We start from the raw sequence: 13,648 nt of genomic DNA on the forward strand, positions 1-13,648 counted from the left end.
GGTGAAAGGTTAATCGGCAGCGAGACGGGAAGGGATTAATAACTTAACTGGATTTATTTGTGTAAATTCATTCCAGAAAACGATTAGAGAAGGGGAGACCAGGCCGGCGAGCGATACCGGCCCGGTTGAGTCGGAAACTAGCGGAAAAACTCAGGATTTTTTACCGCCTGTGTGACGGCCAAAATTAATTTTTCCAGCTGCTCAGGGCTGATGATGTAAGGCGGCATCAGGTAAATCAGACGGCCGAACGGCCGGATCCACACACCCTGTTCGACAAAGAAACGCTGCAAAGCGGCCATATCCACTGGCCTGCGTGTCTCTACCACGCCAATAGCCCCCAGCACACGCACGTCGGCTACGTTTTCGTTCGCCGTGAGCGGCAGCAAACCTTCCCGAAGCTGATGTTCAATCGCAGGGACCTGTTGCTGCCAGTCACCTTCCGCCAGGAGCGCCAGGCTTTCACTGGCAACTGCGCAGGCCAGGGGGTTACCCATAAAGGTTGGGCCGTGCATAAAGCACCCGGCTTCACCGTCGCTGATGGTTTCCGCAACGTGGCGGGTGGCCAGCGTCGCGGAGAGCGTCATCGTGCCACCGGTTAAGGCTTTGCCGAGACACATTATGTCCGGTGAAATACCCGCGTGGTCGCAGGCAAACAGTTTCCCGGTGCGGCCAAAGCCCGTCGCGATCTCGTCGGCAATCAGAAGAATTCCCTCCCGGTCGCACATGCGGCGGAGGCGGCGCAGCCATTCTGGGTGGTAAAAACGCATGCCGCCCGCGCCCTGGACGACAGGCTCCAGAATAACGGCGGCAATTTCTTCGCGATGTGCGGCCATCAGGCGTGCAAACGGCACGATATCCATCTCGTCCCACTCATCACCAAAGCCGCACTGCGGTGCCGGGGCAAAGAGATGTTCAGGCAAATAGCCCTGCCACAGGCTGTGCATTGAGTTATCGGGGTCGCAGACCGACATCGCACCAAACGTATCGCCGTGATAGCCATTACGGAAGGTCAGAAAACGCTGGCGAGGCTGACCCTTTGCGTGCCAGTACTGCAGCGCCATTTTCATGGCGACCTCAACGGCGACCGAACCGGAGTCCGCCAGAAACACACATTCCAGCGGGGCAGGCGTCATCGCGACCAGCTTGCGACACAGCTCAATGGCCGGTGGATGAGTGATCCCGCCGAACATCACGTGCGACATGTTATCAATCTGGGCCTTCATTGCCTGATTCAGCCGCGGGTGATTGTAGCCATGGATAGCAGCCCACCAGGACGACATACCGTCGACAAGCATTCGCCCGTCATCCAGTTGCAGCTCGCAGCCCGATGCGGCAACAACGGGATAAACCGGGAGCGGCTGGCTCATAGAGGTGTACGGGTGCCAGATATGTCGCTGGTCGAACGCTAAATCATCAGGGGTCATAGGGTGACTTGTAAACCATTTGAAAAACATTTAGGTTTACGAGTATAACGTCAATCGATTTCTCATAACACCCCTTTTGGAGAGGCCCCATGGCTCACCACGCACGCTGGACAATGTCGCAGGTCACTGCTTTATTTCAAAAACCTTTGTTGGATCTGTTGTTTGAAGCGCAGCAGACACATCGCCAGCATTTCGATCCCCGTCAGGTACAGGTCAGTACCTTGCTGTCGATCAAAACCGGCGCATGCCCGGAAGATTGTAAGTATTGCCCCCAAAGCGCCCGCTATAAAACTGGCCTGGAGGCTGAACGCCTGATGGAAGTTGAGCAGGTACTGGACTCCGCCCGCAAGGCTAAAAACGCGGGATCGACCCGTTTTTGTATGGGGGCTGCCTGGAAGAACCCGCATGAACGCGATATGCCTTACCTTGAGCAAATGGTGCAGGGCGTTCGCGCTATGGGACTGGAAACCTGTATGACGCTGGGGACGCTGACTAATGAACAGGCACAGCGCCTGGCCTCCGCAGGGCTGGACTATTACAACCACAATCTGGACACCTCCCCGGAATTCTACGGCAACATCATCACGACCCGAACCTATCAGGAACGTCTGGACACGCTGGATAAAGTCCGTGATGCGGGCATAAAAGTTTGCTCCGGTGGAATTGTCGGCCTGGGTGAAACCGTCACCGACCGCGCCGGGTTGCTGCTGCAATTAGCGAATTTGCCAACGCCACCAGAAAGCGTACCTATCAATATGCTGGTGAAAGTTAAAGGCACGCCGCTGGCAGATAACGAAGACGTGGATGCTTTTGATTTTATTCGTACCATCGCGGTGGCACGCATCATGATGCCAACCTCTTACGTGCGCCTTTCCGCAGGTCGTGAGCAGATGAGCGAGCAGACGCAGGCGATGTGCTTTATGGCCGGGGCAAACTCCATTTTCTACGGCTGTAAACTGCTGACGACGCCGAACCCGGAAGAGGACAAAGATCTGCAGCTGTTCCGCAAGCTGGGGCTCAATCCGCAGCAAACCACCACCGAAATGGGCGACAACGAACAGCAGGAGCAGCTCGCCGGGCAGATTCTCAACGCCGATACCGACAATTATTACAACGCGGCGGCGGTATGAGCTGGTCACAGCGAATATCCGCGGCTTTAAGCGAACGGCGGGCCAGCGTCAGCCTTCGCACCCGGCAGGCCAATACGCTCGGTAACGGGCGTATCTTCTCGGCCAACGGTCGGGAATATTTGAATTTTTCCAGTAACGATTATCTGGGGCTGAGTCATCACCCTCAGATTGTGGAGGCCTGGCAAAAAGGCGCGACGCGGTTTGGCGTTGGCAGCGGCGGCTCTGGCCACGTCACGGGGTATAGCCGTGCACATCAGGCGTTTGAGGAACAACTGGCGGATTGGCTCGGCTTTGAGCGAGCGCTGTTGTTTATTTCCGGCTACAGCGCGAACCAGGCAGTGATCTCCGCGTTGGCGCAAAAAACGGACACGCTTATCGCCGATAAACTTTGCCATGCCTCAATGATGGAAGCGGCGATGCAAAGCCCGGCTCAGCTACGTCGATTTCATCACAACGACGTTCAGGCTCTTGCCACGCAACTGGGTAAACCACATGAAGGTGAACAGCTTGTCCTGACTGAAGGTATCTTCAGCATGGATGGGGACAGCGCGCCGCTGGCTGAAATAGCGCAGGTAACAAGACAGGCTGGCGGCTGGTTGATGGTCGACGATGCGCACGGTATTGGTGTCCTCGGCGAAGAAGGGCGTGGCAGCTGTCATCTGCAAAAAATCAAACCGGATATTCTTGTCGTCACCTTTGGCAAAGCGTTTGGCGGCAGCGGCGCGGCGGTATTGTGCGACGAAGACGTTGCAACTTACCTGCTGCAGTTTGCCCGCCACTTGATATACAGCACCGCTATGCCGCCGGCGCAGGCCGTCTCGCTTCAGGCCGCGTTAAAGGTGGTTCAGCAGGGCGACGACTACAGAGCAAGGCTGGCTGAAAATATTCAGCATTTTCGTAAGGGAGCCGCCCGGCTCTCGCTGAATCTGGCGGATTCTGGCAGCGCTATACAACCGCTGATAGTGGGTGAGAATCAGCGCACGCTGGATCTCGCCTCCCGCCTGAAAGAGCGGGGCTTCTGGTTAACCGCCATTCGGCCACCTACAGTTCCCCCCGGCAGCGCCCGCCTGCGCATCACCCTCACGGCAGCCCATACATCTGATGATATTGACGCATTGCTGGAGGCACTTTATGACGCAGCTTGTTGATAAAGCCGCCGTCGCCGCAGCGTTTAGTCGGGCGGCAGGCAGCTACGAGCGTTTCGCCGAGTTGCAGCGTATCTGTGGTGATAATCTGCTGGCCGAGCTGGAAAACCGCCGCGCCGTAAGCGTGCTGGATGCTGGCTGCGGCACCGGCTGGTACAGCCGAATTTGGCGGGAAAGAGGAAGCGAAGTGCTGGCGCTGGACATCTCGAAAGCGATGCTGGAGCAGTGCCAGAAAACCCAGTCGGCGCATCGTTTTCTTGAGGGGGATATCGAGTCTGTTCCGTTAGCGAATGAACAGGTCGATCTGGCGTGGAGCAACCTTGCCGTCCAATGGTGCAGCGATCTGCAGCAAGGCTTATCCGAGCTTTACCGCGTGACAAAACCGGGTGGCTGCGTAGCATTTACTACGCTTGCGGCAGGTTCACTGCCTGAACTGCACGAGGCCTGGCGCGGGATTGACGAACGGGCGCACGCCAACCAGTTTTTAGCCGTGGCCGAAATAGAACAAGCGTGTCAGCCATGGCGTTACGTATTAACCAGCCGCACCGTAAGCCAGCGCTTTCCTGACGTCATGAGCGCCATGCGTTCGCTAAAAGGCGTTGGGGCAACACACCTGCACGATGGTCGCAAAAACACTCTGCTGACGCGTGGTCAACTGCAGCGGCTGAGCGAAGCGTGGCCCCGGCAAGATGGGCAGTTCTCCCTTAGCTGGCAGATAATTTTTGGAGTAATTGAACGTGATTAAAAAATGGTTCGTGACCGGTACCGACACCGAAGTCGGGAAAACAGTCGCCAGCTGCGCGCTGCTTCAGGCGGCGAATACTGCCGGGTATCGCTCCGTGGGCTATAAGCCTGTGGCTTCTGGCAGTGAAATGACGCCTGAAGGCATTCGTAACAGCGACGCATTAGCGCTGCAGCGCAACAGTTCGGTCAACGTGCCCTATGAGGAGATCAATCCGCTGGCTTTTCTTGAGCCAACCTCTCCACACATCATTAGTGCTGAGGAGCAGCGTCCAATCACCTTTTCCGTAATGTCTGCAGGCCTGGAAAATCTTACCGGAAAAGCCGACTGGATCCAGGTTGAAGGCGCGGGAGGCTGGTTCACGCCGCTATCAGACACCACGACATTTGCCGAATGGGCCATCAGTGAGCAACTGCCTGTCATTTTGGTGGTGGGCGTGAAGCTTGGCTGCATTAATCATGCGATGCTCACGGCGCAGGCGGTACTGGCCGCCGGTTTACCGTTAGCTGGCTGGATTGCAAACGGTGTTCAACCCGCAGGAAAAAGGCACGCGGAATATCTCGCCACGCTCAAACAGCGGCTGCCGGCCCCGCTGCTGGGAGAGATCCCATGGCTTGAGGATCTCAGCGATCAAACCGCGCTTGGTCACTACCTCGATCTCTCCGTTATTACGATCTAAGCCGCAAGGTGACGGTAACAAAAGCCACACCCGCAGCAAAGCCTCGGGGTGGCTCCCGCTTTAGCATTTCCCCCACAGACAAAGATTCATTCCAGCCGGGACCTTCTATAAAGTACCTCCTACTTTTGGTTGTCATTAGACAACCTTTATGAGATGCTTTTTTAGCCGGAGGAGATATGGCCAGAAAACGGCACCCGCAAAAAGAAATTGAAGCAGCTTTAAGCTATGCCGAATTTCAGGGATGGCGGGTAAAAGAGGGCGGTTCGCACTGCTGGGGAAAGATTTATTGCCCATGGAACGATAAAACATGTCGATGCGGGGAGTTTTGCATCAGCTGCGTCTGGAGCACGCCTCGCAACGCTGAGAACCATGCCAGACAAATTCGCAGGCTTGTGGATGGATGCGCTAACAGGGCATCACACAGCGTTCTGCATTAACAAGGAGAAGGCACCATGGCGGGATACACATTCACGCTTGTTTTTACCTTACCTGAAGGGAAAAAAGATCCGGAGAAGTGGGTTGCTGCGCTGGGCGCAGGAGGGTGTGATGATGCCCTTGTTGGCATCGGTGTGACGGGGCGCATCGCCTTGAACTTCATCCGCGAGGCTGACACTGCAGAAGACGCTTTGCTGAGTGCGCTGACGGACGTTTCAGGCATTATTCCTGGCGCGTTATTGGTTGAAGCTGCCCCTGATTTAGTGGGCTTGAGTGACATCGCGGAACTGTTAGGCGTGTCCCGGCAATATATTCGTAAGGTCATGGTTTCCCGGGAGGCATTTCCAGCCCCGGTACACGATGGCAAGACCGCTTTGTGGAATCTCGAAGCGGTGTTGTGCTGGATGAACAGCGCTGGCGTGAAGTCCATACCTTCCCCTTTGCTGGATATTGCAAAAGTGACACGGCAGTGCAACCTGCATCGGGCGATGACGGATCTCAACCCAGTCTTTCAGGCAAAGCTGAAAAACTTATAGCAGAGACTCCGTTCAGGTTTCTAGCCAGCCCGCAACGAGCTTGTCGTCCAGCTGAGCGACATTCCCTTGTGCGACATTCCGGCCTTTATGCAACAGGCAAAACTTGTCTGCTACCCGGCGAATAAAAGACAGCCGCTGCTCGACCAGCAAAATGGTCAGGCCGAAATCGTGGTTTAAGCGCCGAATGAGATTGCCCATTTCCGTGATGAATCTCTGGCCTCTACCGAAAGTTGGCTCATCCAGTATCAGCAGCTTAGGTTCTAAAACCAGTGCCCGGGCAAGCGCTAACTGTTGCTGCATATCTCCACTAAGTTCGCCGCTTTTTACCTGCCGCAGGCTATAGAGCTCGGGAAACAGGTCATCAATCAGCGCAGGAATGGCCCGGGGGGCCTGATGGCCTGCCATCATCGCTATCTGAAGGTTTTCCTCAACGCTAAGCTGAGAGAAAATGCGTCTGTCCTGGGGAACATAGCCGATTCCAAGCGCAGCTCGCCGCTCAACGGGTTTATTGACCAGATCCTCAGGTGGTTGTCCCGCCTGTTGCCACAACATACTGCCGCTTTGTACTGGCAAATAGCCAGTAATGCAGTTTACGAGCGTGGTTTTTCCCTGGCCTGGAGCACCAATCACGCAGGTGCATTCTCCCGGGGTCAGTTCGAGATCCAGGTTCCACAGTATGTGATGGTCACCGTAGAACTGATTAACAGCGCGTAAGCTAAGCATGGCTCATCTCCTTGGTTGGGGAGTCGTTTCCCCCTGGATATGCTGCAATTAGCTTGCCAGCTTGGTGATAACGCCTGAAAGCATCGTGCTCTTCAGGATAAAACTGAGCATTGGCTCCCTGAAAGGGTGAAGCCGGTATGCAAGATTGAACTTAGCTGCACCTGACAGGTGCTAAAAAGAACGAATTTGGTGCAAGAAAACGCCTTTTAACCTCAGGATATATCTCAATTTCGGGATCTTGCTCAATATGGCCGGGTATAGCGAAATCGAATGAATAAAAGCAAAAAATTTAGCGAAATTTTTTTTTCGCCTCTGGCACAGAAAGATCAGGGATTTTTCCGAGTGGCTAAGCAAAAGGGCTGGATGCAGTTATCCACCATTCCTGTGGATAACCTTGTGTATTAGAGTTAGAAAACTTGGCGAAAGCGAGAGCGGGCGCGGCCTGCGGCCAAATTGGCGCGAAACCGGTCTTTGTGAAATATTCATTTGAATTCAAGTTGTTAAATAAAATCAACTGCTGCAATAAAACTGTCAAACATTCGGCCAGAGGTTTCCTTACCTCCCTTGACAAATGTTAAAAGGTGAAAAAATTTGGGGATAACCGGCAGCGGCTGGAGATTTATCTGGCGAAGGGGCAAATTATGGGCAAACAAAGTGGCACAAAGCAGCCGTTAGCAGGCTTAGTAAAAATGAGAACTGGTGTTTTATACAGTTTTCTACTGGCAAAAATCCCGCTGCCGGGTAAAATTACTCTCCGGCCCGCTCGTTTCTTCATCAGGTAGCCCGTTCATGAGTAAAGCGTTCAAACTGAATTCCGCATTTAAACCTTCTGGCGACCAGCCTGAAGCTATCCTTCGCCTGAAAGACGGGCTTGAAAACGGACTGGCACACCAGACGCTGCTGGGCGTGACGGGGTCGGGCAAAACCTTCACCGTAGCAAACGTGATTGCTGACCTTCAGCGCCCAACGATGGTGCTGGCGCCAAACAAGACGCTGGCGGCGCAGCTGTACGGTGAAATGAAAGAGTTCTTTCCGGACAATGCGGTTGAGTTTTTTGTCTCTTACTACGATTACTACCAGCCTGAAGCCTATGTGCCGAGCTCGGACACCTTCATTGAAAAAGATGCATCGGTGAACGAGCACATTGAGCAGATGCGTCTGTCGGCGACCAAAGCGTTGCTTGAGCGCCGGGACGTTATCGTGGTGGCATCCGTGTCGGCAATCTACGGTCTGGGCGATCCGGACCTCTACCTGAAGATGATGCTGCACCTGACGAAGGGAATGATCATCGATCAGCGGGCGATCCTCCGCCGTCTCACGGAGCTGCAATATACGCGTAACGATCAGGCTTTCCAGCGTGGAACGTTCCGCGTAAGAGGAGAAGTGGTCGATATCTTCCCGGCTGAATCCGACGATCTTGCTTTGCGCGTGGAGCTGTTTGACGAAGAAGTTGAAAGGCTATCGCTGTTTGATCCATTGACCGGGCAAATCGATCAAACTATTCAGCGTTTTACCATCTACCCTAAATCGCACTACGTGACGCCACGCGAGCGTATCGTGCAGGCGATGGAAGACATCAAAGTTGAACTGGCCGAGCGCCGAAAATTCCTGCTGGAAAATAATAAACTGCTGGAAGAGCAGCGCATTGCCCAGCGTACCCAGTTTGATCTCGAAATGATGAACGAGCTGGGTTACTGCTCGGGCATTGAAAACTACTCTCGCTTCCTGTCCGGGCGGGGGCCTGGCGAACCGCCTCCGACGCTTTTTGACTATCTACCGGCGGATGGCCTGCTGGTGGTGGATGAATCCCACGTCACCATTCCGCAAATTGGCGGCATGTATCGCGGTGACCGTGCCCGTAAAGAAACGCTGGTGGAATACGGTTTCCGCCTGCCGTCAGCGCTGGATAACCGCCCGTTAAAATTTGAAGAGTTTGAAGCGTTGGCCCCGCAGACCATTTATGTTTCAGCGACGCCGGGCAACTACGAGCTGGAGAAATCCGGCGATGACATCGTTGACCAGGTTGTTCGTCCTACGGGGCTGCTCGATCCGGTGATTGAAGTGCGTCCGGTGGCCACGCAGGTAGACGATTTGCTCTCTGAAATTCGTAAGCGGGTGGCAATCAACGAGCGTGTACTGGTGACGACGTTAACCAAGCGGATGGCGGAAGACCTGACTGAATATTTAGAGGAGCACGGTGAACGCGTGCGCTACCTGCACTCAGATATCGATACCGTAGAGCGCATGGAGATTATCCGCGATTTGCGTCTCGGTGAGTTTGACGTGCTGGTGGGGATCAACCTGCTGCGAGAAGGCCTTGATATGCCGGAAGTGTCGCTGGTTGCCATTCTTGACGCGGACAAAGAAGGTTTTCTGCGTTCTGAGCGCTCGCTGATTCAGACGATTGGCCGTGCGGCGCGTAACGTTAACGGCAAGGCGATTCTCTATGGCGATAAAATTACGCCGTCGATGGCGAAAGCGATTGGTGAAACCGAACGCCGCCGTGAGAAGCAGCAGCGCTACAACGAAGAGAATGGCATTACGCCGCAGGGCCTGAACAAGCGTGTGGTAGATGTTCTGCAGCTTGGCGAAGGCATGGCGAAGACCAAAGGACGGGTTAAAACCAAAGCGCGCAGCGTGATTGAAGAAGATGAAGTTGTGCTGACGCCGAAAGCGCTGCAGCAGAAAATTCACCAGCTTGAAAGCAAAATGCTGGAGCACGCGCAGAATCTTGAGTTTGAAGAGGCGGCGCATATTCGCGACCAGCTTCACAAGCTGCGCGAACTGTTTATCGCCGCCTCATAAGCAGCGAAGTTTATCCGAGCTGCTGCACGGCCTGCTCGAGGGCAGCTCGCAGCAGCTGGCGGTCGTGGCGATACCTTATATCGCTCGCTTCCAGCGGCTGTTGAATCACCAACCTGTCGCCCACCTCGCTGACGTCGACATGCGGGCCCACCAACACGGCATCAATAACGCGTTTTCCGATATGCTGCTCCATCAGCTCAAGTTTTTGGCGCAGGGAAAGGCTGGCCGCAGCGGGGCTTAGCTCTTTGCCCAGATTACCGATATACACCATTGGCGCTGGCGTGCGGCGCAGCGCCTGATCCATCTCTTCAAGCAGCAGAATTGGCATCAGACTGGTGTAAAAACTGCCGGGGCCAATCAGAATTAAATCGGCCTCAGCGATGCTCTCTATGGCTTCTCGGGTGGCCGGGACTTTCGGGTAGACCGCCAGATCCTGCGGTGGATTAAGCAGCTGGTCGATACTCACTTCGCCATACACGGCGTTGCCCTGGTCGTCGGTAGCCATTAAATCAACCGGATGTTCCGACATCGGAATCAGCTGCGCATCAACCTTCAGCAGATTACGAATTAAATTGATTGCCTCCAGAGGGCGCACGCTGAGGTGATCCAGGGCCTTTAACATCAGGTTTCCGAGGTTATGGCCTGAAAGTTCACCGTTACCGCCAAAACGGTACTCAAACATTGTCGATGCCACGCTTGGTTCGGTGATCAGCTGGTTCAGGCAGTTGCGCATATCTCCCCAGGCAATTCCACCTTCAGAGCGTCGAATGCGTCCGGTTGAGCCGCCGTTGTCGGTCGTGGTGACGATGCCGGTTAAACGTGAGCCAAGAGTGGAAAGGGATGACATGACGCGACCCAGGCCGTGTCCACCGCCGAGCGCGACAACCCGATCAAGATCTGCAAGCGTGCGATTACGCATAGAAAAGATAATCCTTAAGAGGCATACAGGCGCTTAAGGTAGCGTAAAAGCGCTAAAAAGACGATTCTTGCTCTGTGGATAATGATGCATATCAAAGTAAAAGTTAGCTTTTTAAGTACTCTGTAGCGAAATTAAGCAATCATCTCGTTATGTATAGATTTATATAGCGAAAACTGATATAGCGCGAAGCCAGATGTCGCGCTACTATCGCAGTAACACACACTCAAGCCCTGGTACCTAAGTCACTAGATAAGGTGCCCTGGCCGCAGCCCCTGAGGTTGCCAGGGTGCAGGAAGAAATGACTGCATCTCCCGTATTTGGAAAGGTGTATTCAGTGTCCCAGCTTACCGATGCTTTTGCGCGTAAGTTCTATTACTTGCGCTTATCAATTACCGACGTCTGCAACTTTCGCTGCAGCTATTGCCTGCCTGATGGCTATAAGCCGCACGGTGTAGCCAATAAAAGCTTCCTCAACGTCGATGAAATCCGCCGCGTTACCCGAGCTTTCGCTGCTCTGGGTACCGAAAAGGTGCGCCTGACAGGCGGGGAACCTTCTTTGCGCCGCGACTTTACCGAAATCATCGCCGCGGTGCGTGAAAACGCGTCTATTCGCCAGCTTGCGGTGACGACCAACGGCTATCGCCTGGCCCGGGATGTTAACGCCTGGCGTGATGCGGGGCTGACCGCCCTGAACGTGAGCGTCGACAGCCTGGACGCTCGTCAGTTTCATGCCATTACCGGCCAGGATAAATTTCGCCAGGTGATGGAAGGCATTGACGCGGCTTTCAGCGCGGGTTTTGAGCGAGTAAAAGTGAACACCGTGCTGATGCGTGACGTAAACCACAATCAGCTCGAGACCTTCCTGGCCTGGATTAAACCGCGCCCCATCCAGCTCCGCTTTATTGAGCTGATGGAAACCGGCGACGGCGGCACGCTTTTCCGCAAACACCATATTTCCGGCCAGACCATTCGTGACCAGTTGCTTGAGCGTGGCTGGGTTCACCAATTGCGTCAGCGCAGCGACGGCCCCGCTCAGGTCTTCTGCCATCCCGACTATGAAGGTGAAATCGGGCTCATCATGCCGTATGAGAAAGATTTCTGTGCCAGCTGCAACCGGCTGAGGGTTTCGTCCATCGGTAATCTTCACCTTTGCCTGTTTGGCGAACAGGGGATTGCGCTGCGCGATCTGTTAGCGGATGACGCCCAGCAAAATGAGCTGGAAGGGCGTATCTCTTCCGCGCTGGCACAAAAAAAGCAAACCCATTTCCTGCATGACGGTAATACCGGCATCACCCAAAATCTGTCGTATATCGGCGGCTAGAGGCTGCCCACAAGGAGAATATCGATGAGTCAGGTAAGCGCAGAGTTTATCCCGGCACGTATTGCTATTTTGACGGTGTCCAGCCGTCGTGGTGAAGATGACGACACTTCTGGTCACTATCTGAGTGAGGTTGCCACGGAAGCGGGACATCAGGTGGTAGACAAGGCCATCGTCAAAGAAAACCGTTATGCCATCCGGGCCGCAGTTTCGCAGTGGATTGCCGATGAGCAGATTCAGGTGGTGCTGATCAACGGCGGCACCGGGTTTACCGACGGAGACCAGACGCCGGAGGCGCTTCTCCCGCTGTTTGACCGGGAAGTTGAAGGCTTTGGCGAGCTGTTTCGCATGCTCTCGTTTGAAGAGATTGGCACCTCTACGCTGCAGTCACGTGCCGTTGCGGGCATGGCGAACAAAACGCTGATTTTTGCCATGCCTGGCTCAACGAAGGCCTGCCGCACCGCCTGGGAAAATATCATTCAGCCTCAACTGGATGCCCGTCAGCGCCCGTGCAATTTCCACCCACATATTAAGAAGTAAGTTATGTCGCATTTGACCCATATTAACGCCGCCGGGGAAGCACATATGGTGGACGTGTCCGCCAAGGCTGAGACGGTTCGTGAGGCCCGCGCAGAGGCGTTTGTTACCATGCAGCCGGCAACGCTGGCGATGATTGTCGACGGCAGTCACCACAAAGGTGACGTTTTTGCCACCGCGCGTATCGCGGGGATCCAGGCCGCTAAACGTACATGGGAATTGATCCCGCTTTGCCATCCGCTTTTATTGAGCAAAGTAGAAGTGCAGCTTGAGGCTCAGACCGAGCAAAACCGCGTCCGCATCGAGTCCGTATGCCGCCTGACGGGAAAAACCGGCGTAGAAATGGAAGCATTGACTGCGGCCTCCGTCGCCGCGTTGACCATTTATGATATGTGCAAGGCCGTGCAAAAAGACATGGTTATCGGCCCTGTACGTTTGCTGGAAAAAAGCGGCGGAAAATCCGGCGATTTTAAGGTGGAAAACGATGCTTAATGTTCTGTTTTTTGCCCAGGTACGCGAACTGGTCGGCTGCGATAGCCTGGCGCTGGATGAAGCTTACGGCGATGTGGAGCAACTGCGTGCGGCATTGGCCGACAGAGGCAGTCGCTGGGCGCTGGCGCTGGAGTCCGGCAAGCTGCTGGCCGCGGTCAATCAAACGCTGGTGAGCTTTGATCATCCGCTGGCGAAGGGTGATGAAGTGGCCTTTTTCCCACCGGTGACCGGAGGTTAAATGGACAGCACCCGTATCATTGTTGGCCGTGAGAATTTTAACGTCGGCGAAGAGTATCAGTGGCTTTCTCAGTGCGATGAAGACGGCGCAGTCGTGACCTTCACCGGCAAAGTACGCAATCATAACCTTGGTGACAGCGTGAGTGCCCTGACGCTTGAACATTATCCGGGCATGACCGAAAAAGCGCTGGCTGAGATTGTCGCCGAGGCCAGAAGCCGTTGGCCGTTGCAGCGAGTGACGGTGATCCACCGCATCGGCGAACTGTGGCCAGGCGATGAAATTGTCTTTGTCGGCGTGACGGGCGCGCACCGCAGTTCGGCGTTTGAAGCCGCCCAGTTCATCATGGATTACCTGAAAACCCGCGCCCCGTTCTGGAAACGTGAAGCGACCGCCGAAGGCGACCGCTGGGTCGAAGCCCGGGACAGCGATAAACAGGCGGCTAAACGCTGGTAGGCTACGCGGTCTGCGGGATGTGTTAATCTTAAAGCGGGTGAGCCAAACAGCTCGCGTCAGAAGCTTAATTCA

At 54.8% G+C, this 13,648-nt stretch carries 15 protein-coding genes and 1 riboswitch; of the genes, 12 read left to right on the forward strand and 3 right to left on the reverse strand.

What is annotated here, in order from left to right; translation table 11 throughout:
* Window positions 1–137 precede the first annotated feature (137 nt).
* Window positions 138–1,424, reverse strand: coding sequence for an adenosylmethionine--8-amino-7-oxononanoate transaminase (bioA, locus tag LH23_RS11695; protein ID WP_156108030.1), 1,287 nt, complete (start codon window positions 1,422–1,424; stop codon window positions 138–140).
* 89 nt (window positions 1,425–1,513) lie between these two features.
* Between bioA and bioB the strand changes: the two genes are divergently transcribed.
* The 6 genes from bioB to LH23_RS11720 all read left to right on the forward strand — a co-directional run bounded on the left by bioB (window position 1,514) and on the right by LH23_RS11720 (window position 6,091).
* Complete coding sequence (gene bioB / locus LH23_RS11700) at window positions 1,514–2,554, forward strand: biotin synthase BioB (protein WP_039291276.1); 1,041 nt, start codon at window positions 1,514–1,516, stop codon at window positions 2,552–2,554.
* Entirely contained in the window at window positions 2,551–3,702 is a 1,152-nt protein-coding gene (bioF, locus tag LH23_RS11705) for an 8-amino-7-oxononanoate synthase (protein WP_039291278.1), read from the forward strand. The genes bioB and bioF overlap by 4 nt, the downstream gene beginning before the upstream one ends.
* The gene (gene bioC, locus LH23_RS11710) at window positions 3,686–4,444 is read left to right on the forward strand and encodes a malonyl-ACP O-methyltransferase BioC (protein WP_039291280.1); all 759 of its coding nucleotides are present in this window, start codon (window positions 3,686–3,688) and stop codon (window positions 4,442–4,444) included. The genes bioF and bioC overlap by 17 nt, the downstream gene beginning before the upstream one ends.
* Window positions 4,437–5,120 carry a dethiobiotin synthase gene (gene bioD, locus LH23_RS11715; protein ID WP_039291282.1) on the forward strand — a complete coding sequence of 228 codons (684 nt, stop codon included), beginning with the start codon at window positions 4,437–4,439 and terminating at the stop codon, window positions 5,118–5,120. The genes bioC and bioD overlap by 8 nt, the downstream gene beginning before the upstream one ends.
* 176 nt (window positions 5,121–5,296) lie before the next feature.
* Window positions 5,297–5,557 carry a hypothetical protein gene (locus tag LH23_RS24265; RefSeq protein WP_071842715.1) on the forward strand — a complete coding sequence of 87 codons (261 nt, stop codon included), beginning with the start codon at window positions 5,297–5,299 and terminating at the stop codon, window positions 5,555–5,557.
* 15 nt (window positions 5,558–5,572) lie between these two features.
* Complete coding sequence (locus tag LH23_RS11720; protein WP_039291284.1) at window positions 5,573–6,091, forward strand: helix-turn-helix transcriptional regulator; 519 nt, start codon at window positions 5,573–5,575, stop codon at window positions 6,089–6,091.
* 12 nt (window positions 6,092–6,103) lie between these two features.
* On the opposite strand, the gene LH23_RS11725 is transcribed toward LH23_RS11720, so the two are convergent.
* Window positions 6,104–6,814 carry an ABC transporter ATP-binding protein gene (locus LH23_RS11725; RefSeq protein ID WP_039291286.1) on the reverse strand — a complete coding sequence of 237 codons (711 nt, stop codon included), beginning with the start codon at window positions 6,812–6,814 and terminating at the stop codon, window positions 6,104–6,106.
* 789 nt (window positions 6,815–7,603) lie between these two features.
* Here LH23_RS11725 and uvrB point away from each other — a divergent pair.
* Window positions 7,604–9,619 carry an excinuclease ABC subunit UvrB gene (uvrB, locus tag LH23_RS11730; RefSeq protein WP_039291288.1) on the forward strand — a complete coding sequence of 672 codons (2,016 nt, stop codon included), beginning with the start codon at window positions 7,604–7,606 and terminating at the stop codon, window positions 9,617–9,619.
* Between the two features lie 10 nt (window positions 9,620–9,629).
* On the opposite strand, the gene yvcK is transcribed toward uvrB, so the two are convergent.
* Window positions 9,630–10,538 (reverse strand): uridine diphosphate-N-acetylglucosamine-binding protein YvcK, encoded by a 909-nt coding sequence (yvcK, locus tag LH23_RS11735; protein ID WP_039291289.1) that lies wholly within the window; start codon window positions 10,536–10,538, stop codon window positions 9,630–9,632.
* Window positions 10,539–10,746: 208 nt separating this feature from the next.
* Window positions 10,747–10,881, forward strand: a riboswitch (molybdenum cofactor riboswitch).
* On the opposite strand from yvcK, the gene moaA reads away from it, so the two are divergent.
* The 5 genes from moaA (at window position 10,837) to moaE (ending at window position 13,576) form a co-directional block, all read left to right on the forward strand.
* Window positions 10,837–11,859, forward strand: coding sequence for a GTP 3',8-cyclase MoaA (gene moaA, locus LH23_RS11740; RefSeq protein WP_039291290.1), 1,023 nt, complete (start codon window positions 10,837–10,839; stop codon window positions 11,857–11,859). It overlaps the preceding riboswitch by 45 nt.
* A 24-nt stretch (window positions 11,860–11,883) precedes the next feature.
* On the forward strand, window positions 11,884–12,396 hold the full coding sequence (gene moaB, locus LH23_RS11745) for a molybdenum cofactor biosynthesis protein B (RefSeq protein ID WP_039291292.1): 513 nt from the start codon (window positions 11,884–11,886) through the stop codon (window positions 12,394–12,396).
* A gap of 3 nt (window positions 12,397–12,399) precedes the next feature.
* Complete coding sequence (gene moaC, locus LH23_RS11750; RefSeq protein ID WP_039291294.1) at window positions 12,400–12,885, forward strand: cyclic pyranopterin monophosphate synthase MoaC; 486 nt, start codon at window positions 12,400–12,402, stop codon at window positions 12,883–12,885.
* Complete coding sequence (gene moaD / locus LH23_RS11755; protein WP_008456269.1) at window positions 12,878–13,123, forward strand: molybdopterin synthase sulfur carrier subunit; 246 nt, start codon at window positions 12,878–12,880, stop codon at window positions 13,121–13,123. Before moaC ends, moaD begins: the two co-directional genes overlap by 8 nt.
* Window positions 13,124–13,576 carry a molybdopterin synthase catalytic subunit MoaE gene (gene moaE / locus LH23_RS11760; RefSeq protein ID WP_008456271.1) on the forward strand — a complete coding sequence of 151 codons (453 nt, stop codon included), beginning with the start codon at window positions 13,124–13,126 and terminating at the stop codon, window positions 13,574–13,576.
* Window positions 13,577–13,648: the final 72 nt, after the last annotated feature.

It is taken from the genome of Cedecea neteri, assembly GCF_000758305.1.
Taxonomy (GTDB): domain Bacteria; phylum Pseudomonadota; class Gammaproteobacteria; order Enterobacterales; family Enterobacteriaceae; genus Cedecea; species Cedecea neteri_C.